Genomic DNA, 24,998 nt, shown 5'->3' on the forward strand with positions numbered 1-24,998 from the left:
GGGCAGGCAGTAATTGCCGAGTGATGTACGTCCCGTGCCGGCGTCAACCCGGCCTTCATCCTTGCCGCGGCGCTTGGCACGGCGCTTGCGATGTGGCGACCCAACGCAGCAGAGGCGCAACAGATGTCGATCTTCGGCTCCCTCAACACCGCCGTCTCGGGCATGAACGCGCAGTCCCGCGCGCTCGGGCACATCGCCGACAACGTCGCGAACAGCCAGACCATCGGCTACAAGCGCGTCGATACCAGCTTCGAGGATCTGGTCGCCGCTTCCGGCCCGACCCGTGCCGCGGGCGGCGTGCTCGCCCGCGCGGATGCGACCAACGACATCCAGGGCGCCATCGCGCAGGTGGAGAATCCGCTGGCGCTGGCGCTCGATGGCCGCGGCTTCTTCAGCGTGGCGCGGCCGATCAGCACGCCGGCCGGCACCGCCACCACCTTCGATCCCCGCGCGATGTACAGCCGCGCCGGTGACTTCCAGCTCAACGCGGAAGGCTACCTGGCCAATGGCAGCGGCGATGTGCTGCAGGGCTGGGTACAGGGCGCCGATGGCAACATGGATGCCGGCCGCCTGCAGCCGATCCGCGCCGACCGCACGGGCATTGCGCCGCAGCCCACCACCTCGCTCGGCCTGTCCGCCAACCTGCCCCAGGGGGCTGCCATCGGCACCGGCGGCACGACGGAAGCGCCCTACTACGACAGCCTCGGCACGTTGCGGACGATGAACCTGACCTGGTCCCGCGCGGCGGCGGACAACACCTGGAACCTGGATCTGGCGCAGCCCGCCACCGCGGCGGGCGGCGCGGCAACACCGCTCGGCACCTACAGCGTGTCCTTCGGCAGCAATGGCGCGCCCGCCGGCACGATTGGGGAGGTGCGGGACGGCAACGGCGCCGTGCTCGGCAGCTACGCGGCTGGCATTCCCGGCGATGCGCTGATCAACCTGACCACCAATGTCGGCGGCGTGGCGCAACCCATCGCGCTGAACCTCGGCCGCTTCGGCGCCGCGGATGGCGTGACGCAATATGCCGGCGGCAGCTACGAGCTGCGGAGCATGGACCGCGATGGCGCGCCGGCCGGTGCCTTCGCCTCCATGGCCGTGCAGGATGATGGCCGCGTGGTGGTGAACTACGACAACGGCGCCAGCCGCACCATCGCGCAGGTGCCGGTGGTGACCTTCGCCGATGCCGATGCGCTGGAACGCCTCAGCGGCCAGGCCTTCGCGCTGACCCCGGAAGCCGGCGTGCAGCAGGTGGTGGCGGCCGGCACGTCCGGCTCCGCCACGCTGCAGAGCGCGGCGGTGGAAGGGGCCAATGTGGACCTGGCGGCGGAGTTCGCCCGGCTGATCGTCGCCCAGCGCGCCTATTCGGCCAGCACCAAGATCGTCACCACCAGCGACGAGATGCTGCAGGAAACCATCAGCCTGAAGCGATGAGGCCCCTCCGGGCGCGAGCCGGTATCGCGCCCGTGAAGCCGCGGCGCCGGCGCTGCTACCGGCCGGCATCCTGCAGCGCCGCCTCCATGGCGGCGAAGTCCGGCATCAGGCCGGACGGCATGGTCTTCCGGCCGGCCTCCACCGCCACCTGCGGCGCATTGCCATGCAGATGCGCCACCAGCACCGCGCGGATCACCTCGAAGAAGCGTGCCTCCTCCTCCACCACGCCCTTCAGCCGCACCGCCAGCGGGCCGACCAGGCCATAGGCCAGCAGCACGCCGAGGAAGGTGCCGACCAGCGCGCTGCCGATCATGCCGCCCAGCACCGCAGGCGGCTTGTCGATCGAGCCCATGGTCTTGATCACGCCGAGCACTGCGGCGACGATGCCCAGCGCCGGCAGCGCATCGGCGGTGTTCTGCAGCGCGTGCGCCGCGTGCAGTTCCTCGTTGCGCAGCTTGCGAAGCTCATTCGCCATGATGTCCTCGATCTGGTGCGGATCATCGGCGTTCATGCCCACCATCCGCAGGTAGTCGCAGATCAGCATCACCGCGTGCGGGTCCTTGGCGATGCGCGGGTAGGCGGAGAAGATCGGGCTTTCCTCCGGCTTCTCGATATGCGGCTCCAGCCCCGCCGCGCCCTTCTGCTGCGCCACGCGCAGCAAGCGGTGCAGCAGCGTGCCGAGGTCGAGATAATCCTGCTGGCCGTAGCGCCCGCCCTTGATCGCCTTGCCCACCGCCGCCAGCGTGTGCTTCGCATCCGCCACCGAGTTGGACATCAGGAAGCTGCCGATCGCGGCACCGCCGATGATCAGCATCTCGAAGGGCAGCGCGTGCAGGATCGGCCCCATCTGCCCGCCGGCGACGATGTAGCCGCCGAAGACGCAGGCGAGCAGGAAGACGAAGCCGCCGATCACCGTCATGGTGCGGACTCTCCCGATTCAGGTATCACCATCAGCACCGCCACGCGGCGATTGGCGGCATCCAGCGGGCTGCCCGGCACCAGCAGGTCGCGGTCGGCACGGCCGGAGACGCTTCGCATCCGCGCTTCGCCGATACCGCCCTCCACCAGCAGCCGTCGCGTCGCATTGGCGCGTTCGGCCGATAGATCCCAGTTGGAACGATCGGCGGTGCCGCGGAACGGGGCGGCATCGGTGTGGCCGGTGATCTCGATCGGGTGCGGCAGACGGCCGAGCACGCCGGCGACGCGGGCCAGCAGCGCGCGGCCGCGTTCATTCGGGGCGGCCTGGCTGGTCTGGAACACCGGCTGGCCCTCGGCATCCACGAGCTGGATGCGAAGCCCCTCCTTCACCTCCTCCACCATCAGCTGGCGGCCGAGCTGGGCCAGCGTCGGGTCGTTGCGGACCGCCTGGCGGATCTCCTCCGCCGCGCGGGCCATCACCTCGGCCCGCCGCGCCTCGGAGCGCTGGCGCTGCGTCTCCACCTCGTTCCCGGGCGCCTGCGGCGGCTCCGGCGGGCCGGCGGCGGCGCGACGGAAGCGGGGGCGCGCCGGCTGGTCCTCCGGCGGGTCATCCTCCTCATCCTCCGCATCGGGACCGGTCGGTCCCTGGCGCAGCTGCGGCATCACTGGCGATTCCGAGATCAGCGGGCCGTCGCTGTGCAGGCTTCGGCCGCCGAAGGGCTGGCCGGATCCGCTGGCGCCACGGGCGAATTCATTCGGCTGCGCGAAGTAATCCGCGATGCCGCGGCGCTGTGCCTCGGTCGTCGCATTCACCAGCCACATCAGCAGGAAGAAGGCCATCATCGCCGTGACGAAGTCGGCATAGGCGATCTTCCAGGCGCCGCCGTGATGTGCGTGGTCCTCCTCCGCGGCGACGCGCTTGATGACGATGGGTGCGTTCTCGCCCGTCCGGCCCTTGCGCGGCATCCGAGGCCTCCGTCAGGCGCCGTGCAGGTCGAAGCCGGCGGCGGGGCGCAGATGCGCACGACGCGCACGTGGCAGGCCCGCGGCGTGGCGTGCGCGCGCGGCAGCCACGGCGGCCGGGCCGGGTTCCTCCGCCACATAGCCCAGGCCCCAGACCGTGCGGACGATCTCGGCCGCGCCGGCGGCGGCCAGCTTGCGGCGCAGCTTGCAGATGAACACGTCGATGATGCGCTGGTCCGGGCCTTCCTCCTCGCCATACAGGCGGCTCATGAAGCGGTCCTTGGTCAGCAATGCGCTGCGGCGGCTGAGCAGCGCCTCCAGCACCTCGAATTCCCGGCTGGTGACCGGAACGGAGCGGCCATCCACGCTGACGGTCTGCCGGGCCCGGTCCACAGCGACATTGCCGCAGGTCAGCAGGGCGGCGCCATGGCCCGCGATGCGCCGCACCATGGCGGATAGCCGTGCAACGACGACGCCGACCGGGGCGGGCCCGGCGATGACGTCGTCGGCGCCATGGTTCAGCGCCAGTTCCTCCTGCGCCGCGCTGCGCCGCGCGGCGATGACCAGCAGCGGCAGCTGGAGACCCTCACGCCGCACATCGCCGACCGCGGCGATCGCATCCTCCCGCAGCTCGGGGACATCCAGCACGATGGCATCGTAGGGGCCGCCGCGCAGCGCGCGGCTGGCGACCTGGCCGAGGCATGCCACTGGCTCCACCCTGCGGCACCCCGCCAGCAGGGCGTTGCCGAGCGGACCCAGCTCGGTGCTTCCGTCGCCGGCCAGCATCGGCGAGGCGAGCAGGATGTGCAGCGGCGCATGGCGCATCAACGGCGCGATCTCGGTGCCGGGCATTGCGTCAGGCCCCTGCCGCCGCTTCGCGCTTCGCGAGTTCCACGCGCAGGCGCAGCGCCAGCGGCCCACAGAGCCGCGCGGCCTCGCCACCTTCCCGCGCCAGGTCTTCCGCTTCCGCGGCGGCGGCCTCGATGCGCGCCATCGGCAGCGCGCCGGGATCGGCCAGCAGCAGGGCGCGCTGCAACTCGCGCAGCAGCGCCAGCGCCTGGTTCGCCACGTCGCGCGCCGGGCGGCGGTGGCGTCGTCGCGGTTCCTGGCCGTCGCCGCCCTGGATCGCGAGCAGCGCACCGGCGCCGACGGCTGCGTTGCTGGTCATGCCGCCCGCCGCGGGCAGCCCCTCCGCCAGCAGCGCGGCGAAATCGCCGCGCGCCGGCCGCAGCCGCGCAAGGCTGGCCGGCGGGGCGGCGGTTGGGGCGGCGACGCGCAGCATCGGGGTCACCTCGTGATCGGTTGCGGATGCCTTCTGCGGGGCGGCGGTTTCCGCGCTGTGAACGGGCGCCGATTCAGCCCGGCCGTGCTGGCACGCGGCTTGCGAAGGCATCGGCATGCATCGCATCCTTGGCCTCCTGCCCCTGATCCTTTTCGCCTGGATCGCGCCGTCCCAGGCGCAGACAGCGCTTTGTCGTGCCGCGATCTCCACGGCGGAGGCCGAGTACGGGGTTCCCGGACGGCTTCTGCTGGGCATCGGCCGCGTCGAGAGCGGCCGGCGCGACCCGGAGACGGGCGCCTGGGGTCCCTGGCCCTGGACAATTAATGCCGAGGGACGCGGCACATATTACCCATCTCGTGATGCCGCCATCGCCGCGGTCCGTGCCTTGCAGGCGGAAGGCGTGCGCTCCATCGACATCGGCTGCATGCAGATCAACCTGCGCTTCCATCCGGACGCCTTTGCCAGCCTGGAGGAGGCCTTCGACCCGCTGGCAAATGCCCGCTACGCCGCGCGCTTCCTGAACACGCTGCAGTCGCGCGCCGGGGATTGGATGGTTGCCGCCGGCCACTACCATTCCCACACGCCGGATCGGGCGGATGCGTATCGCGCACGGCTGGCGCAAGTGCTGGCGGCGGAACAGCGCAGGCCCTCCGCGGACCCGGCGCCCCAGCTTGCCGCCGCGCCCGCCCTGCCGCATTCCTCACCGCGGCATGGGCTGGATCTCTACCGCAGCGCGCCGATCCCGCTGGTGCGGCATGCCGCCGCGTCGCTGCCTCCCGCACGGCCCGCGGCCGCACCGATCCCCTTGCCAAGGCCGGCGGCCGGGTCGGCACAACCGATGGCGGCGCTGCAGGTCGCGGCGCGTGCTCCGCATGTCGTCACCGCGGTAGGACCGGCCGGCATCGCCAACCGGCGGCTGTTCTGATCAGCCAGGAAGCCGTTCAGCTGAGGAACTTGGTCAGCGACAGGTTGCCCAGCATCGCCAGCACGCGATAGCTGGCCTCGAGCTGTGCCTGTGTGCCCTGCAGCCGCGTGATGGTCTCGGCCAGGTCAACCTCCTCCAGCGCCGAGACCTGCTGCTCGACCTGCGCGCCGACTTCCTCATGGTGGATGCGCGCATCGGCCAGGCGCCGCTCGGTCGTGCCGAGCGCGCCGGCTTCCTCCGTCACCCCCGACAGGCCGGCACGCAGCGCGCCGATCGCGCCCTGCACCACCTGGGTAAAGTCCTCGCCCAAAGCCGCCTGGTCAGGCCCGAGATTGGCCAGCACCGAAAGCCCGTACAGCAGGTCGCGTGACCAGGACCCGGTGCTGTCCGCGGCGGTGGAGGGATAAGCGGCGGCATTGCGGTTGGCGTACAGGCCGATCTCCACCGTCACCCCGGCCTCCACCGGCACGGATCGCCGCGGATCCGCGATCTCCCCCTGCGCCGCCGCGGTGGCATAGGCGGAAAACGGTGTCACGGCCGGGTCGTCGCTGGCGCCCAGCTCGCGCAGCGCGGTGCGGGTGCTGGCGCCGCTGCCTGCCGTCATGCCTTGCAGCGTCGCGCGGATCTGCGTGAACAGGCCACTTTTGGTGATCTCGCCCGGCACCGGCGACTGCGTCAGGTCGGCGCCGCCGAACAGCGCCTCGCCGCCGTAGCGGTCGTTCAGCAGCCCGGCCACGTCCTGCAGGGCGGTGCGCGCGGATTGCGCCAGCAGCGTCGCATCCGCGGCGTTCGCGCCAAGCAGGCCGTTGGCGCTGCCGGCGAAATCGGTGGCGATCGCGGTCAGCCGCTTCAACGTCACCTGGGTCGCGGAGGCACGCGATTCGGCGGTGGCGATGGTGCGGGTCAGCACCTCGCGCCGGGACATCTCGGCGCGCAGGTCCACGGCACGGCGCGCATCGGTGCCGAGCCCGGCGTAGCTGTCCGCCCGCTGGCCACCGGCAGCCTGGCGCATCTGCTCGTTCAGCCTGGCGCGCAATTCGCCGGACAGTGTGGTGACCCGGTCCAGCGCCGGAAAGCCGCCTACCGCCATCGCCGGTCACTCCTCATCGCACCGCAGCCAGCAACGAATCCCACATACCCTGCACCGCGGCCATGATCCGCGCATTGGCGGCATAGGCGTTCTGCAGCGTCACCATCGCCGCCATCTCGTTGTCCACGTCGACGCCCTGGCGCGCCTGCACCAGGGACCCGAGCCGCGCGGAATCGGCGGCCGCGCTGGTCGCCGCGCCGGCCGCCGCACCGGCCTCCGCGGCGTGGGAGGCGGTGACCGCCGCCGCATAATCCACCAGCCGCCGCGGCGGCGAGAAGTCGGAGTTGAGCTGGCCGCCCGGGCCCAGCCCGGTGCCGGGAATCGGCGCATGCTCCGTGCTGCCATCGCGCGTGTCGCCGAAGGCGAAGTCCAGCACCCGGTCGAGCAGCGCGGTGTAGCCGCTCTGGCCATCCGGGTTGGGCGGAAAAGCGGGCACGTCCGGCGTGCCGTCGCGCAGCATGGAAGGCTCGGCCGCCACCACCGGGGACAAGGTGATGCGGGCGGCGAAGCCCGGCGCGGTGGCGCTGCCGGTTGCCGGCGGCGCGCCGCCATCGGGCTCGGTGAACAGGGTCAGCCCCTGTTCGCTGAGCCGCCCGGCCAGGGTGGTGGCCAGCGTGTCCAGCTCCGCGCCCATGCCCGCAAGCGTCTCGTCGCGCAGCACCAGGCCCTCGCCGATCCGCCCGCCGCGCGGCACGTTGCTGAGCGTCGCGCCGTTCAGCGTCAGGCCGGGCAAGGTGCCGGCGGGCGCGCCGTAATAGGCGCCGGGCGCGGTCACCGCATCGGCCATGCCGAGCGGGCTGCCATCCGGATCCAGCGGCAGGATGGCACCGCCGCGCAGGATCAGCGTCAGCCCGCCATCGCCGCCCTGCACCGGCGTGATGTCGAGCAGTCCCGAAAGCTGGTTCACCGCCGTGTCGCGCCGGTCCAGCGTATCCGCGCCGGGGCGGCCGGCGGCGCGTTCCGCCTTGGCCTGCGCGTCCAGCTTGGCGATGTCGCGCAGCAGCGCATTGGCCTGGTCCACATCGGTCCGCAGGCCGTCCTGCACCGCCTGGCGGGTGCGGGCGACGGCGCCGGAGACCTCCTGCAGCCGCTCGGCCAGGGTCGCCGCGCCGCGCAGCGCCTCGGCCTGTGCGGCGCTGTCGTTCGGCGTGGCGCGGAGCTGGGTCAGCTCATCGCGCAGCGCGCCGGTCAGGCCGCCCAGGCTGTCGCCATCCGAGGGGTTGCCCTGGAGCTGCGCCAGCGGCGACAGCGTATCCGCGCGCAGCTGCGCCGCCGCGGCACCACCACGCGCGGCGCGGGCCTCCGCCTGCAGTGCCAGGTCCACGTCACGCTGTGGTGCCAGCGTGCGGACGCCGCCGGTAGCGGATTGCTGCCCGGCGGCGGTCTTGCGCGTGTAGCCTTCCACATCCGCGTTGGCGACGTTCTGCGCCGTCGCCTCGATCTGCCGCGTGGTGTGGCGCAGGCCGCTGGTTGCGCGCAGCAGCGCGCTGTCGAGGCTCACCTTGGCATGTGCTCCTCAGGCCGCCTCGGCCCAGACCTTGGCCGGGATGGTCAGGCGGCTCGGGCGGCGCAGCTTGCCGTCGGCGAAGCGGGCGCGGGCGGCTTCAACCGCCAGCGCCGGCGGCTCCTCCGCCATGTAGCCGCGGCCCCAGGCGGTGCGGATGAACTCGGCGGCGCCGGCGGCGGCCAGCTTGCGCCGCACCTTGCAGATGAAGACATCCAGCGTGCGGCTGTCCGGGCCTTCCTCGGTGCCGTAGAGGCGGGAGAGGAAGTCCGCCTTGGTCACCAGGTTGCCGCGGCGCAGGAACAGCATCTCCATCACGTCGTATTCGCGCCGGGTGATGCGCAGGTCGCGGCCATCCACGGACATCGCCATCCGCGCCTGGTCCAGCGTGACGTTGCCTATGCTGATCCAGGCCGACAGGTGGCCGAGCATGCGGCGCTGCAGGGCACGCATCCGCACGATGAGGGAGGCGTTCGGCATCGGCGCCAGCAGCACGTCATCCGCGCCGGCGTCCAGCCCCTCCGCCTCCTGCTCCGGCGTCGCGGCACCGGCCAGCAGCAGCAGGGGGATGCCCAGGCGCTGGCGGGCCAGGCCACGCAGGCAACCGAGCACGGCGGGGGACACGCCGGCCGCCTCGATCAGCACCGCATCATAGGGCCCGGCCTGCCGGGCGGTGCCGGCGGGGTCCTCATCGAGGCCGACCATGTCCGTCATCAGCCCCTCATGCTGCAGGGAATGGCGGAGCCGCTGGCCCGAGGGGAAGGTGGAGGCCACAACCAGGATGCGCATATTCGGGTCCCTTGCGATCTTCGCTGGCGACGGGCGCTGTTCGCCCGCTGTCCGTCTGCTCGTTCACACCTTCGTTAAGAGGAGCCTTCGCGGCGAGTCAGCTTTCGTAAGCGTTACGCGTAGATTGTATGGATGACGCAAGCATCAGCTTCATCACTCGGACGTTCTTCCCGGTGAAGTTGTGTCGGCGAACATCACGCTACCCGTTAATGCGGGCCGCTAATCACCTTGAGTTGCAACGCTTTGGGCGATCGCATCCGCGCTCGGGCACGGAACGCGCGCATGGCGTGCAGAGCCGGCGCGGGTACATCCGCCTCCGCTTCCTGACGCTTCCTGGCAGCAGACGGACGAAGGCTTACACGATCACGTGATCATGATCCGTTAAGTTTACCGACACCGGATGGTCGCCGCGGCCACGGACAAAGGAATGCCCAGGATGGTCCAGCTCCTTCTCATCGCCGACCTCGCCTCCAGCCGGAGCGACCTCGCCGCCCGGCTTTCCGCGGCCGGCGTCACCCTCCGCAGCATGACCGCGGCACAGTCGGCGGAGGCGATGACCGGCTCCGACCAGACCGGACAGGCGATGGCGGCGGAGGCCCTGCATGCCGGGGCGGACATGGTGGATGGAATCGTCATCGATTGCCCGGACCTGCGCGGAACCGCCCTGCCGCTGCTGCGCGGGCTGCGCCAGACAGGCTTGCGGCTGCCCGTCATCCTGCTGACCGCGACGCCTGCCCCGGGTGAGGAGGCGGAGGCCTTCAACCTCGGTGCCGATGCGGTGCTGGGCCGCAAGGCGCCGGCGGCGACGCTGCTGGCCCGGATCGCCGCCATCCAGCGCCGCGCCCCGGCCCGCAAGGCCGCAACCCTGCGTTGTGGCAACGTGGTGCTCGACCGCGCTTCCTCCACCCTCTCGGTGGATGGGCAGCCGGTGGAGGTGACGCCCTATGAACTGAACGTGCTGGACATGCTGATGTCCGCGCGCGGCGGCGTGCTGAGCAAGGACCGCATCTCCGAGGCGCTGCACGATGGCGATGCGGAAGCCGCGGCGGGCGTGCTGCGGGTGTTCATCTGCCGGCTGCGCCGCAAGCTGGCGGAACGCAATGCGGACGACATCATCCGCACGGTCTGGGGGGTCGGCTACCGGGTGGAGGCGCCGGCCGCTGCGCCGGGCCACGCCGCGTCGCACCACGCCCTGCCGCGCCCCGTTGCCTCTGGCTCCGTTGCATCGGGCTCCGGCACGCCGGCCGCGGCGCGCGCCTGATCCTGATGCCGAATTCGGAGGTGACCATGCGTGCGGCGGACAGCGCCGATGCCCGGCTCGGCGCGCGGGTGCGGCAGTTGCGCCGGCAACGCCGCCTGACGCAGACGGATGTCGCCCGGGTGCTCGGCGTCACCTACCAGCAGGTCCAGAAATACGAGGCCGGCCGGACCCGCCTGCCGGCCCGCATGCTGCCGCCGCTGGCGGCGCTGCTGCAGGTGGACAGCGCCAGCCTGCTGAGCGGGCTGCGTCCGGCGTCCGACGCACCCAAGCCGGAACTGTCCGAGGATGAGGCGCGGGACCGCGCCGAGCTGCTGAGCGCCTTCGCCGCCATGCCGCATGCCCCGGCACGGCGGCAGCTTCTGGCGATCGTGCGCGCCTTCGCGGCGGAGACGCGCTGATCCAGTTCGGCGGAGACGCGCTGATCAACTTCGGCGGAGACGCGCTGATCCAGTTCGGCGGAGACGCGCTGATCGGCTTCAGCTCGCCCTGATATTGGCGCGGCGCACCACGCCGCCCCAGCGCTCGATCTCGGACCGCTGGAAGGTGGCGAAGGCATCCGGCCCGCTGCCGACCAGGTCCAGCCCGAGGCTGGCCGCCCGCTCCGCAACCTCCGGCACCTTGAGCGCGGCGGCGACCTCCTCATGCAGCCGGGCGATGACCGGGGCGGGCGTGCCGGCGCGGACGCTCATGCCGTACCAGTTCGTCACCTCGAAGCCCGGCAGCGTTTCCTTCGCCACCGGCACATCCGGCAGCGCTGCCAGTCGATTCGGGCCGGTCACCGCCAGGGCACGGACCCGGCCGCCGGCGATGTGCGGCTGCGCGATGGCGAGCGCATCGAACATGAACTGCGTCTGGCCCGCGATCACGTCGGTGAAGGCGGGCGCGCTGCCACGATAGGGCACGTGCACCGTCTGAATGCCGGCAGCCGCGTTCAGCAACTCGCCCGACAGATGCGGCAGCCCGCCATTGCCGGAGGAGGCGAAGTTCAGCCTGCCCGGCTGCGCCTTAGCCAGCGCGATCAGCTCCGCCAGGCTGCGCGCCGGCACCGCCGGGTTGACCACCAGCACGAAGGCCAGGCTCGCCACATGCGACAGCGGCGCGAAGTCGCGCAGCACGTCCACCGGCATCTCGGGATACAGCGCCGGGTTCACCGCCAGATTGCCGGTGGTGCCGAAGAAGATGGCGTGACCATCGGCCTCCGCGCCCGCCACCGCCTGGGTCGCCACCAGGCCATTGGCGCCGGGGCGATTCTCCACCACCACCGGCTGGCCCAGCCTGGCCCCCATATGCGGCGCCATCAGCCGGGCGAGGATGTCGATGCCGCCACCGGGCGGGAAGCCGATGACGATACGGACCGGCCGGTTGGGGAAGCCCCCCTGGGCCAAGGCGTTGGGGGCGAGGGCCGGCGCCGAGAGCAGCGGCAGCGCCATTGTTGCGCCGAACAACCCACGGCGAGACATCGCAATCGTCATGTCGTCCTCCCTTCGGCGTCCTGAGCGGCGCCTTGACATTTCTTCTCGTATGGTGGGATTGATTTGACCAACGGGTCAAGCCTGGAGGCAACTGCGTGTCCGAGATCCAGCTCTATGCCGGCACGGCGGGCCATTCCGCCTGGTTCAGCGACGACCTTGGGGAAAGCTGGGTGCATCCGAACAGCCATTCCGGGATGTACCTTGAGGCCCGGGTCTGGGGCTTCGCGAGCCACCCTGCCACGCCGGGCCGGCTGTTCGCCGCCACCGACATGGGCGCCTTCCGCTGGGACGAGGCGACGGCGCGCTGGGTCCACCTGCCCTCCCCCATGGAGGATGTCTGGGCGATCGCGATCGATCCGGCCGACCCGGATGTGCTGATCGCCGGCACCCGCCCGGCCGGCTTCTTCCGCTCCACCGATGCGGGGCAGAGCTGGGTGGCGCTGCCGGCGCCGGGCCTTGCGCCCTTCTCCGAGCAGAACAAGGGGCCGACGCGGGTCACGCAGATCCTGTTCGACCCGGTGGATGACGGCACCGTCTGGGCCTCGGTCGAGATCGGCAGCATCTTTGTCAGCCGTGACCGCGGCCTGACCTGGGCGGAGCGCGGCCAGGGCCTGGTTTCCGGCGACGTGCACGGGCTGGCGGTGGTGAAGCTGCCGGGCGGCGGCAAGGCGATGCTTGCCACCACCAATCGCGGCCTGCACCGCAGCGAGGATGACGGCGCCAACTGGGTGATGCAGGACCTGCCTGCACCCTGGCCCTATACCCGCGGCGTGCAGCCGCGCGCCGATGATTCTGGCGTGGTGTTCCTGGCCAATGGCAATGGTCCGCCCGGCAATGACGGCTTCCTGCTGATCTCCCGCGACCACGGCGTGACCTGGGCGGATGCCGGGCTGCCGGGGCCGGTGAACAGCACCGTCTGGTGCATCGCGACCGATGCGTCGGACCCGATGCTGGTGCTGGTCTGCACCAATCTCGGCCAGGTCTTCCGTAGCCAGGATGGCGGCGAGAGCTGGGCTCGCCTGCCGCATGAATTCGGCGAATTGCGCGCCCTGCACTGGCGCAGGCTTCCCCCCGGCACCCGCCAGGCGGCACACTCCATCACCCGCCCGATCCTGACCGCGGCGCAGATGAACCACCCCATGGCGAGAGTTTCCGCATGACCGAACGCTTCCCCGCCATCCCGCCCGACCAGATGACGGAGGCGCAGCGGGAGGTTGCGGCCGCGATCGCCGGCGGCCCGCGCGGTTCCGTGCGCGGCCCCTTCCTGGCGCTGCTGCACCACCCGGCGCTGGCCATGCGGATCCAGGCGCTGGGCGAGCATCTGCGCTTCGGCACCGGCATGCCGCAATCGCTGGTCGAGTTGCTGATCCTGGTGACGGCGCGGCGCTGGAACTGCCAGTACGAGTTCTTCGCCCATGCCCGGATCGCCCGCAACGAGGGCCTGCCCGAGCCGATCATCACCGCCATCGCGGAAGGCCGCCGGCCGGACCCCATGAATGCCGACCAGGCGATGGTGCACGACTTCGCCGTGGCGACCCATCGCGATGGCAAGCCGACCGATGCGCTGTATGCCGCCGCGGAAGCCCGGTTCGGCAAGGCCGGCGTGCTCGATCTGCTGGCGCTGGCCGGCTACTACACGATGCTGGCAATGGTGCTGAACACCGCCGACCCGGCCCTGCCGGATGGCGCCACGCCACCCCTGAAGCCGCTGTGAGGGAGGCTGCGATGCCACGCGCAATCCGGGTCGGGCTGATGGTGCCGGCCACCAACACCACGATGGAAGGGGAGATGCTGGGCTGGCTGCCGCCAGGTTCCACCGTGACCCGCATCGGCATCCCCCGCACCACCGGCCTGCTGACGCGGGAGACGATGCCGGCCTATCGCGATGCCGCGCTGACGCTCGCCGCCGAGCATTTCTCGACGGCCACGCATGATGTGCTGGCCTATGGCTGCACCGCCGCCGGCTTCATCTCCGGCCCCGCCGGCGATGCGGAGCTGGCGCGCGAGCTCAACCGCGTGACCGGCCTGCCGGTGGTGACCACGGCGCGCGCCATGGTGCAGGGGCTGCAGCAGATCGGCGCGAAGACCATCGCCGTGGTCACGCCCTATTCGGACGAGGTGAACGCGCAGCTCGCGGAATTCCTCGCCGATGGCGGCATCGCGGTGAAGCGCATGGACACGCTGCGCGCAAAGGACCTCGCCGCGCTCTGCGCCATCCGCGCGCCGGAAGTGGAGGCCCTGGCCCGGAAGACGATGGGCGCGGATTGCGACGCGCTGTTCATCGGCTGCTCCCAGCTTCCGACGCAGCCCTTCCTGGCGACGCTGGCGCGCGACCTGGGGCGGCCGGTGCTGTCCTCGATCAGCGCGACGGCGGAACAGGCGCTGCTGGTGCCCGCCGCCGCCTGAACCCTCCTCACCGCAGCGGCGAATGCGGCGCCGGCCGCATCAGGCTGGTCTCCACCTCCTGTATCCGCGATGCGTGGCGGGCCAGCACGCCATCCCGTGCATGCAGGCTGGTGGCGAGGCGGGCGGCGGGGTCGGCATGCGCCAGCAGTTGCACCACCTCGTTGATCGGGCCGGCGAAGCTGGTCCAGACGGCGATCTGGCCCGGCTCCCCTTCCCGCGCCAGCGCCTCGGCCAGGGCACCGGCCTCGCCGGGGCGGGTCTGGAACAGGCGTTGCTCGTACCAATGGGGCCCGGGCGTTGCAGGCTGCGCCAGCGGCAGCACGGCGTCGAGGAAGCGCACCACCTGGCGCAGCATCAACGGCCGCACCCCGGCCAGGTAGCGGTCGCGCCATTCCGGCAGCGCCTCCAGTTCCCGTCGCAGCGCCTTGCGGGTTTCCAGCGTCTCATGCCGCCAGAGATTCACCACTGCGTTGGCGGCGCCGACCTCATTGGCCCAGAAGCCCAGCAGCGTGCCGTAGCGATCGCCACGCACCGGCACCGCCACACGCTCCGCCAATCCGAGATAGGCGGGCATGGCGCCAGGGCGCAGCGTGTAGATCCGCAACTCATCCACCATGCGGCGAACCCCCTTGATTTTCTCCCGCATGGTGGGACAGGTTGCCGAGCCCGGCAAGTCGACCGGGGCGGAGGAAGCCATGTTCCCGAGATTTCTCGGCGCCTTCTGCGCCCTGCTGCTCGCCGCCACCCCGGCGCTTGCCTTCCCCGACCGGCCGATCCGGCTGGTGGTGCCCTACGGCCCCGGCGGCATCACCGACATCGCCGCGCGCATCCTGGCGCCGCGGCTGGGCGATGAGCTGGGCCAGCAGGTGGTGGTGGACAACCGCCCGGGTGGCGCCGCGCAGATCGGCTTCGGCCTGGCGGCGCGGGCGGAGCCGGATGGCCATACGCTGGTGCTGGCGACCACTGCGCTGGCCGCCAACCCGGTGCTGTTCCGCAGCATCCCCTATGATGCGCGGCGCGACTTCACGCCGGTGTCGCTGGTGGGCCTGGTGCCGATGGTGCTGGTGGTGCACCCCTCCTCCCCCGCCCGCACCGTGCCGGAGTTCATCGCGCTGGTGCGGTCCCGCGGCGGCGAGATGACCTATGGCTCGGCCGGCAATGGCAGCGGCAACCACCTGTCCACCGAGATGTTCAACCACGCCGCCGGCGGGCTGCGGGCGCTGCACGTGCCCTATCGCGGCGGCGGGCAGGTGATGACGGACCTCGTCGGCAACCGGCTCGGCTATGTCTTCGCCGTGCTGCCAACGGCGCGCAGCTTCATCGTCGCCGGCCAGCTTCGCGCCATTGCCGTGACCGGCGCGGCGCGCAGCAGCGCGGTGCCGGATGTGCCGACGGTGGCGGAGGCGGCGCTGCCCGGCTTCGCGCTCAATGAATGGCTTGGCCTGCTCGGCCCGGCGGGGCTGCCGGAATCGGTGGTGGCGAAGCTGCACGGCGCGGTGGTGGCGGCGCTGCGCCATCCGGAGACGGCACAGCGCTTCCGCGACATCGGCGTGGAGGTGCAGGGCAGCACGCCGGACGGGCTGCGCGCGCATCTGGACCGGGAGCTGAACCGCTGGGCGGACCTCGCCACCCATGTCCGCTTCGAGGTGGCCGACTGATGCCCGCACAGGACGCCGTGCTGCGCGAACTGGCCGAGGTGCTGTGGGAGGAAAGCCCGGGGCACCATGGCGGGGCGCTGTCGAAGATCCTGGTCGCGGCCGGCGAGGGCGGATCGCGGGTGATCGACTACCGCATCTCCTCCTATGAACCGCGCGCGCATGTGGCGCTGCATGAGCATGCGGCGAAGGAACAGATCTACCACGTGCTGTCCGGCGAGGGCCTGCTCACGGTCGGCACGCGCAAGGTGGTGATGCGGAAGGACAGCTACGTCTTCATCCCGCCCGGGGTGCCGCATGAGCTGCACAATACGGGGCTGGGGAACCTGGTGTTCCTGGTGATCACGGCGCCTGTGGTGGTCTGAGCGGGGGCTGGCGATTCACCCCCACCCAACCCTCCCCCGTAAAAACGGGGGAGGGCTTTTGTTGCTCCCTCCCCCGCAGCGCGGGGGGTTGCGGCGCTGCCGCAACGCCGAAGGCTGGTCGGGGTGGGGGCAAAAGCGCCCCCCTCCACATCAGATCGGGCAGACCCCCGAGGCGCACTGCAGATGCGCCCCATCCACCGCTTCATGCAGCGCCGGGTCGTTGATGCCCGCCACCAGTTCCAGGAAGCGCTCCGGCGTCACTTCCTCCTCCGGCAGGTATTCGTAGCCGAGCTCGCTGTCCGGCCGGCTCGGCAGGATGGCGCAGCAGCGGATCCGCGGCTGGTGCGTCAGCACCATGTCGCGGAAGGCGGCGATGTCGTGCCGGTCGGTGTAGATCTTCAGCGTGTAGGACACCTGGTTGCCGCGCTCGGCGCCGATCCAGTGGCGCTCCAGCAGCGACAGCCAGCGATACTGCGCCTCGGGCGAGGCTTCCGGCGCCGTCACCAGCTTCTCCGCCAGGCCCAGCCGCTCGATCAGCGACAGGGTCGGGAAGCCGACGATCGACATGCCGGGGAAGGAGGACAGGCTGCGGATCGGGTAGCCACGCGCCTCGTAATCCGCCAGCAGCCGGTCGCTGTCCGGCGTCCAGCCGCCATCCTCGGCGCGCACGCCCTTGAACTGTACCCAGCGCAGGTAGTGGCGCCGTGCCGGCAGATGGGCGCCCTCCGTCAGGCCGAACAGCTTGCTGGTGGTGCCGGCCGGCTTCACCGTGGTGACGGTGTGCGGCGTCTCCAGGCCGAGTTCCTGCGCGTAGGACTCGGCCTCGTCCTTTGCCGCCGCCGAAAGCCGGTCCAGCATCGTCCAGAAGCCAGATGAACGCTCCTGGTCCAGCAACTCGGCGAAGCCCAGGCCGTAGCGCATCCAGGCCCATTCATGCAGGCCGGTCGGGCCGATGCCCATGCGGTTGGTGCGCGCGACTTCCGCGCCATACAGCGCATCCATCAGGTTGGCGCGCATCAGGAAGCGCACGCCCAGCCGCACGCTGTCCTCCACCCGCGCATCCCAATCCTCGGCCACGTCGGCCGGCATCTCGCCGGGCGTCAGCGCCGCGTGGTCCACCGGGCAGGCCAGCAGCGGCGCGAAATCGGCGATGACGCAGTAGCCGCCGGTGACGTGCAGCGTGATCTCGCCGCAGGGGTTGGTCGTGGCCGGGAAGCGCGCGGTGCCGGCACGCCTTGCGATCTCCGCCAGCAGGCCCACGGCGTGGTCGGCCTGGTAGCGGGCCGAGCGGACGTCGCGGCCATCCTCATGCACCGGCTTGTCCCAGGCGGTGCCGGTGCGGTGGTCTTCCAGCTTGTCGCCGTTGATGAAGCCGGGCTCGCCATTGATGTAGCCGCAGCGCGTCGCTTCCTCGAACACCGAGAAGGCGTGCTGGTGCAGCATCTGCGTGCTGCCGGCGCGCGCGGCGCGCACGCCGTCCCAGAATTCGGCATCGACCATGACGGAGTTGTTCGCCGTCCACAGCCCGCCCTCGGACTTCACGCGGATGAAGCGCAGGATGCCCGGGTCGCGCCAGGATTTCGTCGCCATGCGCGCGGCACGGCGGGCACCGCCGACCTGGACCTCCACCGAAAGGTGGTGGTCCACCATCATCGCCTGTTCCCAGGGCTGCATGGTGCCGCTGCGGGCCGGCGCGATCACCTGCGTGCGCAGGTTCACGAAGGCGCGCATCAGCGACAACGGGCCGGAGGCCGGGCGGCCCTGCATGCCGCCGATCGGCGCCCCGCAGGGGCGGATGGCGGAGAAATCCAGCAGCAGAGTGCGGTCGGCCGCGCCTTCGAAGGCCAGGCTCTCCAGCAGTTCCACCGCCTTGCCCCAGCCTTCGCGGCTGTCATCGATGACGTGGCGAATGGCATCCGCCGGCACCGCGTCCGGATCGGCGACGAATTCGCGGGCGATGAAGCCGCGCAGCTCCGCCTCCTGCGCCGCGGTCATCGACTCGAGCGAGGTGCCCCAGGGCAGCAGGGAGAAATCGAGGCCGAAGCGGTGCAGCGTGGCACGGCTGGCCGGGAAGTCGGCATGCGCGGTGCCCAGGTGCAGCAGCAGGCGCGGCGCCTGCGCCCAATCCACCACCATCAGCTCGTCATCATAGGCGCGGCCGACGCCGCTGCCGTTCAGCAGCAGGTAGAACAGGCTGAAGGACGCTGCCGCGGTGGCGCAGTTGGTGAAGACCTCCATGTTGCGGCGCGGCTGATCCGCATCGCCGTGCTGGAGGTGCCGGCCGGAGGTGATCAGCGCGCCGGTGGCGATGGCATTGCGCAGCCGCGCCTGTTCCATGCGGTCCGCCCGGTCGCCGAGCAGCGCCATGTTGCCGGCCGCCACCCGGTCCGCCACCCGGCCGAAATCCTCGGCATCCGAGGGGCGGAACACGGTGCGCCGCGCCACCGCCAGGCCCATGCCCGCATCCAGCGCGCGCGCTTTCGCCGGCGGCCCGCCGAAGCGGGCCCCCGGGGTGCGGCGGTGGCGGAGCATCGGGGCGCCAGGCAGTGAACCGTCCATGTCGTACATCCTTGGCCGCCGCACCAACGCGGCGGTCATCACCATATATGGTGATTCGGCGACATAGTCACCACCAGATATGGTCGGGCAGCCAATCCATCGGACGGCCTGGCCCAGCTTAACGCGCGCTTGCGCCCTGGCGGCGTGACACCTTGACGTGAGGCGACAGGTGCCGGCCCGTCAGCCCACCGCGCGTGCCGGCAGCGCCGCACTCTGCTCCTGTTCGGCGATGCGGGCGCAGGCCTCGGCCGCCGCCTCCACCACCTGTCGCGCCAGCGCCTGCCGCGCCTCGGGCGGCACCTCCTCGATCTTCGCGGCGATGCCGATGCTGCCGAGCACCCCGCCCTCCGCATTGAACAGCGGCGCCGCGATGCCGAGCACGCCCGGCATGAATTCGGACTGGGTGATGCCGTGCCCGGCCTCCCGGATCGCACGCAGCGCGTGGCGGAAGCTTTCCCAATCGCCACCGAGTCCCGCCGCCTCGATGGTCGCGCGGTGGCGGGCGAAGATGGCGCGGAGCTGGTGCGGCGGCAGATGCGCCAGGATCACCTTGGACGCCGCGCCCGTGAACAGCGGCCGCCGCTGGCCCCGGCTGAACAGCCCGGCCGGGGCGCCCGGCGCCGGGGCATCCGCCACGCACATCACGGTGCCGGAGAACAGCAGGCAGAGCAGCCCGGTATGGCCGCTTTCCGCCGCCAGGCGCCGCATCGGCGGGATACCGCCCGCCGAGACCGGGTCGCAGAGCCGCATCGTGCGGTCCAGCTCGATGATGCGCGGCCCCAGCATCCAGGCCCCGCCCGCCACCGGAGTCAGCAGCCCGGCCGCCTGCAAGGCCTTGATGTAGCGGTAGCAGGTGGAACGCGACGTGCCGGAAACCCGGATCAGATCCTCCGTCGGCCAGGCCGGGGCGGTGGGCGTGAACAGGTCGAGCAGGCCCAGCATCTTCTCAAGGCTGCTGGCCCCGCGTCGCGCTTCAACGCCTGAAGAAAATCCCGTCATGCTGGACAATCCGAAAACCCGCGATTAGCGTCGCGGGCAGTTGGGGGGAGAACGACCATTTCCGGATCAGGTATAGCCGTGAACGCGGCGCGGCGCAGGCTGGAGGCGGGCGGGCTGGTCCTGTGCATGGGGCTGCGCCAGGCGCGCAGCGTGGATATCGGCCAGATGGTCGCCGCCTGCGGCTTCGAATCCCTGTATGTGGACATGGAACACAGCCCGATCGGGCTGGAGGCGGTCTCCGCCATCTGCACCGCCGCCGCCGCCTTCGGCGTCACGCCGCTGGTGCGGCCACCGGGCCATGGCGCGGAATGGATCGGCCGCATCCTGGATGGCGGCGCGCAGGGCATCATCGTGCCGCATGTGAACACGGCGGAGCAGGCCCGCGCCATCGTGGACGCTGCCCGCTTCCCGCCGCTCGGCCACCGTTCGGTGATGGGCCCCGGCCCGGGCACCGGCTACCGTGCCATGCCGCTCGCCGAGATCAACGCCACGCTGAATGCCGGCACCCTGGTGGTCTGCATGATCGAGACGCCGGAAGGCGTCGCCAATGCCGATGCCATCGCCGCCATTCCGGGGGTGGATGCGCTGCTGATCGGCTCCAACGACCTCTGCACCGAAATGGGCATCCCCGGCGAGCTGCGGAATCCCCGGCTGCGGGACGCCTATGTCACCGTCGCCGCCGCCTGCCGCGCGCATGGCAAGGTGCTGGGCGTCGGCGGCATCCGGGGCGATGCGGAGCTGCAGAAGGACCTGATCGGCCTCGGCGCCCGCTTCCTGATCGCCGGCAACGACGTCGGCTACCTGATGGCCGCGGCGCGGGCCGATGCCGCGACCCTGCACAAGCTGCTGCCGTGACGGTCAGCGGCCGCCTGACGATCTTTTCCGCCGCCGAGCGCCCGTATTGCGAGGCGCTGCTGCGCGGCTTCGCGGCGCGGCACCCGGCGGTGGAGCTGGATTTCGTCTTCGGCATCAGCACGAAGCTGCATGACCGCTACATGGCGGAGTATGCGGCAGGCGGCGCCACGGCGGATCTGGTCTGGTCCAGCGCCATGGACCAGGTGATGGGCCTGGTGCTGCAGGACCATGCCCAGAAGCACGGCGTGGCGCATGGCCTGCCCGCGGATGCGGATTGGCAGGGCCTGGCGCTGGCGACGACGCGGGAGCCGGTCTTCTCCCTGGCCCGGGCCGGGCTACCCGCCGGCAGCTTCGGCGAGATCGCCGCCTATCTGCGCGCTACGCCCGGCCCGGTGGCGGTGCCCGACATCGTGGCCAACGGCCTCGGCTTCCTGGCGCTGTTGCACGCCAGCCTGGAGGACCCGGATTTCGAGGCCGGCTTCGCCGCTCTCGCCGAACGCCGGCCGGTGCCCTGCGGCTCCGCCCCGGCGCTGGTGCAGGCCATGCAGCAGGGCGTCCTGGCGGTGCATGTGCTGGGCGCCTACGCGCTGCGCGCCGCCGCCGCCGACCCGGCGCTGCATATCGCCGCCTCCGCCCGGCCGGCGCCGGCTGTGGCGCGGCTGGCCTTCATTCCCCGCCGCGCCGGCAACCCGGCGGCGGCGGCGGCCTTCCTCGCGCATATGGTCTCGCCGGAGGGCCAGGCGGCGCTGGCGGAGGGCGGCTTCTGGCCGGTGCTCCCGACGCCCCTGCTCGCCACACCGCCCCGGCCGATCGCGCCGATTCCGCTGGATGCCGGCTTCACCCGGCTGCTCGACCCCGGCCGGCGTGCCGCGCTGGTCGCAAGATGGCGCAAGGCCATGACGCCCTGAACGAATTGGGAGGAAAACAACAATGAACCGCCGCCAGATCCTGCCGCTGCTCGCCGCCCCCTTCTTCCTGCCGCGTCCCGCCGCCGCCCAGGCCTGGCCCGCCGGAACCGTGCGCATCATCGTGCCCTTCGCCCCCGGCTCCTTCACCGACATCTCCGCCCGCCTGCTGTCGCAGGAGCTGACGGCGCAGATCGGGCAATCCGTCGTGGTGGAGAATCGCGGCGGCGCCGGTGGCACGGTGGGGGCCACCACCGCCGCACGCGCCGCGCCGGATGGGCTGACGCTGCTGCTGACGGACAATTCCTTCGCCATCTCGCCCAGCCTCTATCCCTCCCTTCCCTATGACGCGCTGGGCGACCTGGTGCAGGTCAGCCGCATCGCCGACAGCCCCTCCATCCTGCTGGTCCGCCCCGGCCTCGGCGCGCGCGACCTGACGAGGCTGGTGGAGATGGCCAAGGCGCGGCCGGGCGAACTCAGCTTCGGCTCCGGCGGCCAAGGCTCCTCCGCCCACCTGGCGATGGAGCTGCTGCTGAACGTGACCGGCACGCGCATGCTGCATGTCCCCTTCCGCGGCGTGGCGGCGGCGATCAACGAAGTGATCTCCGGCCGCGTCGACATGGCCATCGCCAGCCTCGCCTCCGGCGTCGCGCATGTGCGCGGCGGCACGCTGCACGGGCTTGGCGTGACCGGGGAAAGCCGCGCCGCGGCGCTGCCGCAGGTGCCGACCTTCATCGAGGCCGGGGTGCCGCGCTACGACATGAAGTACTGGTGGGGCGTGGCGGTGCCGAAGGGCACGCCGGATGCGGTGGTGCGGCGCCTGAATGCCGAGATCGGCACCGCGCTGCGCAGCCCGAAGCTGGTGGAAGCCTTCGCCGCCGCCGGCGCCATGCCGGTGCATTCCACCCCCGCCGAGATGTCCGCGCATGTCGCGCGGGAGGTGGCGCTGTGGCGGGAGGTGGTGCAGCGCGCCGGGGTGAAGCTGGAATAGGAATTTCGCGAACATGCTCGACCACAAATCCGAGGGCCCGCCTGCCTTTCGCGCGCCGCCACTGTCCTGCGACGCGCATTTCCACGTCTTCGGCGACCCGGCGCGCTATCCCTACGCCTCGCCGGAGCCGCTGCGCTACGCACCGCCAGTGGCACCGCTGCCGGACTACATGGACCTCGCCGCGCATCTAGGCATCGAGCGTTTCGTCTTCGTCCAGCCGAGCGCCTATGGCGAGGACAATGCCTGCATGCTGGATGCGATGCGCGAGGTCGGCATCGCCCGCTGCCGCGGCATCGTCGATGTGCATGAGGACGCGCCGGATGCGCTGCTGGCGGAGATGGACGCGATCGGCGTGCGCGGCGTCCGCATCAACTACTCGCCGGTCAAGCCGCGCATCGACGGCTTCTCGGCCCAGATGCTGCCGCGCATCCGGCGGCTGGAGGCGCGCTGCCACGAACTCGGCTGGCACCTGGATTTCCTCGGCCCGGGCTGGCTGACGGCGGAACTGCTGCCGGTGCTGGCCAGCCTGAAGGTGCCCTTCAGCGTGGCGCATATGGGCATGTTCCTGGCCAAGGACGGGCCCATGCAGCCCGGATTCCAGGCCTTCATCGACCTGCTGAAGCGCGACGAGGTGCAGGGCTACGCCAAGTTCACCGGCACCTACCGCATGGCGACGCCGCCGGATTTCGCCGATGCCGCGCCGATGGCGCGCGCCCTGGTGGAGGCGGTGCCGGAGCGCATCATCTGGGGCAGCGACTATCCGCATCTGTCCTTCGCCCACAGCGTCGGGTCGGTGCAGCTTTTCAACCTGCTGGGCGATTGGGCGGATGAGGCGGCGCGCCGGAAAATCCTGGTGGAGAATCCGGCCCGTCTCTACGGCTTCTGAGGCCGGTCAGGCCGCCCGGTCGCTGATGCGGCCGATGAGGGCGGCCAGGCGCGGCTGTTCGGCTGGTGCCGGGTGCAGGCTGGCGCCGCATTCGCCATCCCGGCCAGCATGGGTGATGAGGAGTGCGAGCTCCAGGCCTTCCACCCGCAGCCGCCCGCGCTGGCCCGCCGCGGCGTCCCGGCAGCCCCCCAGCCGGGCGCCTCGCGCCGAAAGATCCAGCACCCGCACCGCAACCGGCTTCGCGCCATCCAGCAGGAGTTCCGCCGGCAGGTCGGCCGGGTGGCGCGGGTGGCGGCGGCGGTTGACGCTGCCGGTGGAGGTACGCACGGCGTGGATCACCGCCGTGCGCAGCTTCGCCACCGCCTCGTCCAGCGTCCCGGCGGTGACCTGCACGGCATTGGCCTGACGGTCCGATTCGCGCACCGCCTCGCGCACCGCATCGGTGCGCTCCGACATCTCATGCGCCGCCGCCGCCGTCTGGCCGATGCTGCGGGCGATCTCGGCGGTGGCCTCGCCCTGCTGCTGCACGGCGTCCGAGACATTGGCCACGACGCGGTCGATCTCGCCGATCCGCTCCACCATCTCCGCCACCGCCGCCACCGCCTGGCTGGTTGCCTCGCGGATCCCGCTGATCTGCCGGCTGATATCCTCGGTGGATCGCGCCGTCTGGGTGGCGAGCTGCTTCACCTCGCTGGCCACCACGGCGAAGCCCTTGCCGGCCTCCCCGGCCCGCGCCGCCTCGATCGTCGCGTTCAGCGCCAGCAGGTTGGTCTTGCTGGCGATGTCGGCGATGATGCCGGCGACATGGCTGATCTGCTCGGCCTGCTGCGACAGCGCCTCGATGCTGCCGCGCGCCCCCTGCCCGGCCGCCACCGCCTGCTGCGCCGCACTGCCGGAGAGCGTGACCTGGCGCGTGATCTCGCCGATCGAGGCGGTGAGCTCCTCCGCCGCCGCGGCAACGGTCTGCGCGGTGCCGCGCGTCTGCCCGGCGGCAGCGGCGGCATCATCCGCGTTGCTGCCGGTGCGCGAGGCGGTGGCGGACATCTCGCGCGCCGTGCGCGCCATTTCGCTCGTCAGCTTGCTGACCTGCGTTACCGCCGCCCCGGCCTCCCGCTCGACGGTCTCCGCCATGCCGACCAGCGCCGCATCGCGGCTTTCGGCTTCCGCCGCCGTGTAGGTCTCGAGCAGCAATTCCAGGTCGAGCCAGGTGACGCGCCCCAGCGCATCACGCACCGCCGCTTCGCGCCGCTGCCGCGCCCGGCCGAAGAAGGTCGTGCCGCGGGCCGCGCCCTGCTGCCGCGCCAGTTCCTGCAGGAGGCCACTCATCACGCTGTGGTGGCAGATGGCGACGGCGTAGCCCGGAACGCCGTTCTGGTAGAAGGCGGCGGCCAGCCGGCCCGCCGATTCGACGAAGCCGTCGCCGATCGCGCCCGTCACCACGCGCTGCCAATGCGCCAGGCGCACCGCATGCACCTCCGGCTTCATCAGCGCCGCGCGCATCTCCGGCCAGGGGCTGAAGGTGTCGTGCAGGGAGAGCAGCAGCGCCGGCAGCCGGTCCTCGGCGAAGCCCCGCAACGTGCCGAGTGTTGCGGTATCTGCGGGCGTCAGACCGAAGGCAGCCAGCCGCTTGTCCTGGTCGGAACTCTGGGTCATGCGTCGCTGCCAAGATGGGGTGCAGCTTCCTGCCACGGAAGGTATTGGCAATCCGTCAATTCGCGGTGCTGGGATGGCGTCGGCGG

25 protein-coding genes are annotated in these 24,998 nt (G+C 71.5%); 13 read left to right on the plus strand and 12 right to left on the minus strand.

The genetic code is table 11. The features are described from left to right. Positions 1-123: 123 nt before the first annotated feature. Positions 124-1,434: a flagellar hook protein FlgE gene (flgE, locus tag HB662_RS00900; RefSeq protein ID WP_168046230.1), complete on the plus strand. Its 1,311-nt coding sequence runs from the start codon at positions 124-126 to the stop codon at positions 1,432-1,434. 55 nt (positions 1,435-1,489) lie between these two features. Here the strand turns inward: flgE and motA are convergent, their stop codons facing one another. From motA to HB662_RS00920, 4 genes are read right to left on the minus strand one after another with little or no spacing between them, the layout of a single operon-like run. Then, positions 1,490-2,353, minus strand: coding sequence for a flagellar motor stator protein MotA (gene motA / locus HB662_RS00905; RefSeq protein ID WP_168046232.1), 864 nt, complete (start codon positions 2,351-2,353; stop codon positions 1,490-1,492). Beyond that, a complete protein-coding gene (locus HB662_RS00910) occupies positions 2,350-3,318 on the minus strand; it encodes a flagellar motor protein MotB (RefSeq protein ID WP_168046234.1) in 969 nt (322 codons plus the stop codon). The genes motA and HB662_RS00910 overlap by 4 nt, the downstream gene beginning before the upstream one ends. Before the next feature lie 12 nt (positions 3,319-3,330). Next, entirely contained in the window at positions 3,331-4,167 is an 837-nt protein-coding gene (locus HB662_RS00915) for a response regulator transcription factor (RefSeq protein WP_168046236.1), read from the minus strand. A 4-nt stretch (positions 4,168-4,171) separates the two neighbouring features. Continuing rightward, positions 4,172-4,597 (minus strand): flagellar assembly protein FliX, encoded by a 426-nt coding sequence (locus HB662_RS00920; RefSeq protein ID WP_168046238.1) that lies wholly within the window; start codon positions 4,595-4,597, stop codon positions 4,172-4,174. A 115-nt stretch (positions 4,598-4,712) separates the two neighbouring features. Here HB662_RS00920 and HB662_RS00925 point away from each other — a divergent pair, with 115 nt between their 5' ends. Continuing rightward, on the plus strand, positions 4,713-5,522 hold the full coding sequence (locus tag HB662_RS00925) for a lytic transglycosylase domain-containing protein (protein WP_168046240.1): 810 nt from the start codon (positions 4,713-4,715) through the stop codon (positions 5,520-5,522). A 16-nt stretch (positions 5,523-5,538) separates the two neighbouring features. Here the strand turns inward: HB662_RS00925 and HB662_RS00930 are convergent, their stop codons facing one another. From HB662_RS00930 to HB662_RS00940, 3 genes are read right to left on the minus strand one after another with little or no spacing between them, the layout of a single operon-like run. Then, positions 5,539-6,612, minus strand: a complete 1,074-nt coding sequence (locus HB662_RS00930; protein WP_168046242.1) for a flagellin — start codon at positions 6,610-6,612, stop codon at positions 5,539-5,541. A gap of 13 nt (positions 6,613-6,625) precedes the next feature. Further along, on the minus strand, positions 6,626-8,113 hold the full coding sequence (locus HB662_RS00935; RefSeq protein ID WP_168046244.1) for a FlgK family flagellar hook-associated protein: 1,488 nt from the start codon (positions 8,111-8,113) through the stop codon (positions 6,626-6,628). 15 nt (positions 8,114-8,128) lie between these two features. Then, positions 8,129-8,905 carry a winged helix-turn-helix domain-containing protein gene (locus tag HB662_RS00940; RefSeq protein WP_168046246.1) on the minus strand — a complete coding sequence of 259 codons (777 nt, stop codon included), beginning with the start codon at positions 8,903-8,905 and terminating at the stop codon, positions 8,129-8,131. Positions 8,906-9,341: 436 nt separating this feature from the next. Here HB662_RS00940 and HB662_RS00945 point away from each other — a divergent pair, with 436 nt between their 5' ends. Further along, the gene (locus tag HB662_RS00945) at positions 9,342-10,166 is read left to right on the plus strand and encodes a response regulator transcription factor (RefSeq protein ID WP_168046248.1); all 825 of its coding nucleotides are present in this window, start codon (positions 9,342-9,344) and stop codon (positions 10,164-10,166) included. Between the two features lie 5 nt (positions 10,167-10,171). After that, the gene (locus HB662_RS00950; RefSeq protein ID WP_168046250.1) at positions 10,172-10,564 is read left to right on the plus strand and encodes a helix-turn-helix domain-containing protein; all 393 of its coding nucleotides are present in this window, start codon (positions 10,172-10,174) and stop codon (positions 10,562-10,564) included. Positions 10,565-10,642: 78 nt separating this feature from the next. Here HB662_RS00950 and HB662_RS00955 read toward each other — a convergent pair whose 3' ends face one another. Further along, positions 10,643-11,638 carry a Bug family tripartite tricarboxylate transporter substrate binding protein gene (locus HB662_RS00955; RefSeq protein ID WP_209443053.1) on the minus strand — a complete coding sequence of 332 codons (996 nt, stop codon included), beginning with the start codon at positions 11,636-11,638 and terminating at the stop codon, positions 10,643-10,645. A gap of 95 nt (positions 11,639-11,733) precedes the next feature. Here HB662_RS00955 and HB662_RS00960 point away from each other — a divergent pair, with 95 nt between their 5' ends. Genes HB662_RS00960 through HB662_RS00970 form a run of 3 tightly spaced genes read left to right on the plus strand, consistent with a single transcriptional unit; the run spans position 11,734 to position 14,044 of the window. After that, the gene (locus HB662_RS00960) at positions 11,734-12,798 is read left to right on the plus strand and encodes a WD40/YVTN/BNR-like repeat-containing protein (protein WP_168046252.1); all 1,065 of its coding nucleotides are present in this window, start codon (positions 11,734-11,736) and stop codon (positions 12,796-12,798) included. After that, positions 12,795-13,352, plus strand: coding sequence for a carboxymuconolactone decarboxylase family protein (locus tag HB662_RS00965; RefSeq protein ID WP_168046254.1), 558 nt, complete (start codon positions 12,795-12,797; stop codon positions 13,350-13,352). The genes HB662_RS00960 and HB662_RS00965 overlap by 4 nt, the downstream gene beginning before the upstream one ends. An 11-nt stretch (positions 13,353-13,363) precedes the next feature. Next, on the plus strand, positions 13,364-14,044 hold the full coding sequence (locus tag HB662_RS00970) for a maleate cis-trans isomerase family protein (protein WP_168046256.1): 681 nt from the start codon (positions 13,364-13,366) through the stop codon (positions 14,042-14,044). A gap of 7 nt (positions 14,045-14,051) precedes the next feature. On the opposite strand, the gene HB662_RS00975 is transcribed toward HB662_RS00970, so the two are convergent. Beyond that, positions 14,052-14,690: an NIPSNAP family protein gene (locus HB662_RS00975; RefSeq protein WP_168046258.1), complete on the minus strand. Its 639-nt coding sequence runs from the start codon at positions 14,688-14,690 to the stop codon at positions 14,052-14,054. Between HB662_RS00975 and HB662_RS00980 the strand changes: the two genes are divergently transcribed. Together HB662_RS00980 and HB662_RS00985 are read left to right on the plus strand one after the other, a co-directional pair. Continuing rightward, positions 14,689-15,702, plus strand: a complete 1,014-nt coding sequence (locus tag HB662_RS00980) for a tripartite tricarboxylate transporter substrate binding protein (protein ID WP_168046260.1) — start codon at positions 14,689-14,691, stop codon at positions 15,700-15,702. The genes HB662_RS00975 and HB662_RS00980 overlap by 2 nt on opposite strands. After that, positions 15,702-16,064 (plus strand): cupin domain-containing protein, encoded by a 363-nt coding sequence (locus HB662_RS00985; RefSeq protein WP_168046262.1) that lies wholly within the window; start codon positions 15,702-15,704, stop codon positions 16,062-16,064. The genes HB662_RS00980 and HB662_RS00985 overlap by 1 nt, the downstream gene beginning before the upstream one ends. Before the next feature lie 150 nt (positions 16,065-16,214). Here the strand turns inward: HB662_RS00985 and HB662_RS00990 are convergent, their stop codons facing one another. Further along, entirely contained in the window at positions 16,215-18,623 is a 2,409-nt protein-coding gene (locus tag HB662_RS00990) for a recombinase (protein WP_168046264.1), read from the minus strand. Positions 18,624-18,803: 180 nt separating this feature from the next. Then, complete coding sequence (locus HB662_RS00995; RefSeq protein WP_168046266.1) at positions 18,804-19,565, minus strand: IclR family transcriptional regulator; 762 nt, start codon at positions 19,563-19,565, stop codon at positions 18,804-18,806. 135 nt (positions 19,566-19,700) lie between these two features. Between HB662_RS00995 and HB662_RS01000 the strand changes: the two genes are divergently transcribed. Genes HB662_RS01000 through HB662_RS01015 form a run of 4 tightly spaced genes read left to right on the plus strand, consistent with a single transcriptional unit; the run spans position 19,701 to position 23,259 of the window. After that, complete coding sequence (locus HB662_RS01000; protein ID WP_209443054.1) at positions 19,701-20,477, plus strand: HpcH/HpaI aldolase family protein; 777 nt, start codon at positions 19,701-19,703, stop codon at positions 20,475-20,477. Further along, on the plus strand, positions 20,474-21,385 hold the full coding sequence (locus HB662_RS01005) for a substrate-binding domain-containing protein (RefSeq protein WP_168046267.1): 912 nt from the start codon (positions 20,474-20,476) through the stop codon (positions 21,383-21,385). Before HB662_RS01000 ends, HB662_RS01005 begins: the two co-directional genes overlap by 4 nt. A 22-nt stretch (positions 21,386-21,407) precedes the next feature. Next, positions 21,408-22,373 carry a tripartite tricarboxylate transporter substrate-binding protein gene (locus tag HB662_RS01010; RefSeq protein WP_168046269.1) on the plus strand — a complete coding sequence of 322 codons (966 nt, stop codon included), beginning with the start codon at positions 21,408-21,410 and terminating at the stop codon, positions 22,371-22,373. Between the two features lie 13 nt (positions 22,374-22,386). Further along, positions 22,387-23,259 (plus strand): amidohydrolase family protein, encoded by an 873-nt coding sequence (locus HB662_RS01015; protein WP_168046271.1) that lies wholly within the window; start codon positions 22,387-22,389, stop codon positions 23,257-23,259. Between the two features lie 6 nt (positions 23,260-23,265). Here the strand turns inward: HB662_RS01015 and HB662_RS01020 are convergent, their stop codons facing one another. Then, positions 23,266-24,912 (minus strand): methyl-accepting chemotaxis protein, encoded by a 1,647-nt coding sequence (locus tag HB662_RS01020; RefSeq protein WP_168046273.1) that lies wholly within the window; start codon positions 24,910-24,912, stop codon positions 23,266-23,268. Positions 24,913-24,998 lie beyond the last annotated feature (86 nt).

Origin of the sequence: Falsiroseomonas frigidaquae, from assembly GCF_012163145.1 — a bacterium.
Lineage (GTDB): Bacteria > Pseudomonadota > Alphaproteobacteria > Acetobacterales > Acetobacteraceae > Falsiroseomonas > Falsiroseomonas frigidaquae.

What these genes read in the sequence shown, in the direction of transcription:
- HB662_RS00915 (WP_168046236.1), bottom strand. Translation starts at nt 4,167, where the DNA reads ATGCCCGGCACCGAGATCGCGCCGTTGATGCGCCATGCGCCGCTGCAC.
- HB662_RS00975 (WP_168046258.1), bottom strand. Translation starts at nt 14,690, where the DNA reads ATGCGGGAGAAAATCAAGGGGGTTCGCCGCATGGTGGATGAGTTGCGG.
- HB662_RS00925 (WP_168046240.1), top strand. Translation starts at nt 4,713, where the DNA reads ATGCATCGCATCCTTGGCCTCCTGCCCCTGATCCTTTTCGCCTGGATC.
- HB662_RS00990 (WP_168046264.1), bottom strand. Translation starts at nt 18,623, where the DNA reads ATGGACGGTTCACTGCCTGGCGCCCCGATGCTCCGCCACCGCCGCACC.
- flgE (WP_168046230.1), top strand. Translation starts at nt 124, where the DNA reads ATGTCGATCTTCGGCTCCCTCAACACCGCCGTCTCGGGCATGAACGCG.
- HB662_RS00970 (WP_168046256.1), top strand. Translation starts at nt 13,364, where the DNA reads ATGCCACGCGCAATCCGGGTCGGGCTGATGGTGCCGGCCACCAACACC.
- HB662_RS00965 (WP_168046254.1), top strand. Translation starts at nt 12,795, where the DNA reads ATGACCGAACGCTTCCCCGCCATCCCGCCCGACCAGATGACGGAGGCG.
- HB662_RS00940 (WP_168046246.1), bottom strand. Translation starts at nt 8,905, where the DNA reads ATGCGCATCCTGGTTGTGGCCTCCACCTTCCCCTCGGGCCAGCGGCTC.
- HB662_RS00985 (WP_168046262.1), top strand. Translation starts at nt 15,702, where the DNA reads ATGCCCGCACAGGACGCCGTGCTGCGCGAACTGGCCGAGGTGCTGTGG.
- HB662_RS00930 (WP_168046242.1), bottom strand. Translation starts at nt 6,612, where the DNA reads ATGGCGGTAGGCGGCTTTCCGGCGCTGGACCGGGTCACCACACTGTCC.
- HB662_RS00945 (WP_168046248.1), top strand. Translation starts at nt 9,342, where the DNA reads ATGGTCCAGCTCCTTCTCATCGCCGACCTCGCCTCCAGCCGGAGCGAC.
- HB662_RS00955 (WP_209443053.1), bottom strand. Translation starts at nt 11,638, where the DNA reads ATGACGATTGCGATGTCTCGCCGTGGGTTGTTCGGCGCAACAATGGCG.
- HB662_RS00995 (WP_168046266.1), bottom strand. Translation starts at nt 19,565, where the DNA reads ATGCTGGGCCTGCTCGACCTGTTCACGCCCACCGCCCCGGCCTGGCCG.
- HB662_RS01010 (WP_168046269.1), top strand. Translation starts at nt 21,408, where the DNA reads ATGAACCGCCGCCAGATCCTGCCGCTGCTCGCCGCCCCCTTCTTCCTG.
- motA (WP_168046232.1), bottom strand. Translation starts at nt 2,353, where the DNA reads ATGACGGTGATCGGCGGCTTCGTCTTCCTGCTCGCCTGCGTCTTCGGC.
- HB662_RS00910 (WP_168046234.1), bottom strand. Translation starts at nt 3,318, where the DNA reads ATGCCGCGCAAGGGCCGGACGGGCGAGAACGCACCCATCGTCATCAAG.
- HB662_RS00950 (WP_168046250.1), top strand. Translation starts at nt 10,172, where the DNA reads ATGCCGAATTCGGAGGTGACCATGCGTGCGGCGGACAGCGCCGATGCC.
- HB662_RS00980 (WP_168046260.1), top strand. Translation starts at nt 14,689, where the DNA reads ATGGTGGGACAGGTTGCCGAGCCCGGCAAGTCGACCGGGGCGGAGGAA.
- HB662_RS00920 (WP_168046238.1), bottom strand. Translation starts at nt 4,597, where the DNA reads ATGCTGCGCGTCGCCGCCCCAACCGCCGCCCCGCCGGCCAGCCTTGCG.
- HB662_RS01015 (WP_168046271.1), top strand. Translation starts at nt 22,387, where the DNA reads ATGCTCGACCACAAATCCGAGGGCCCGCCTGCCTTTCGCGCGCCGCCA.
- HB662_RS01020 (WP_168046273.1), bottom strand. Translation starts at nt 24,912, where the DNA reads ATGACCCAGAGTTCCGACCAGGACAAGCGGCTGGCTGCCTTCGGTCTG.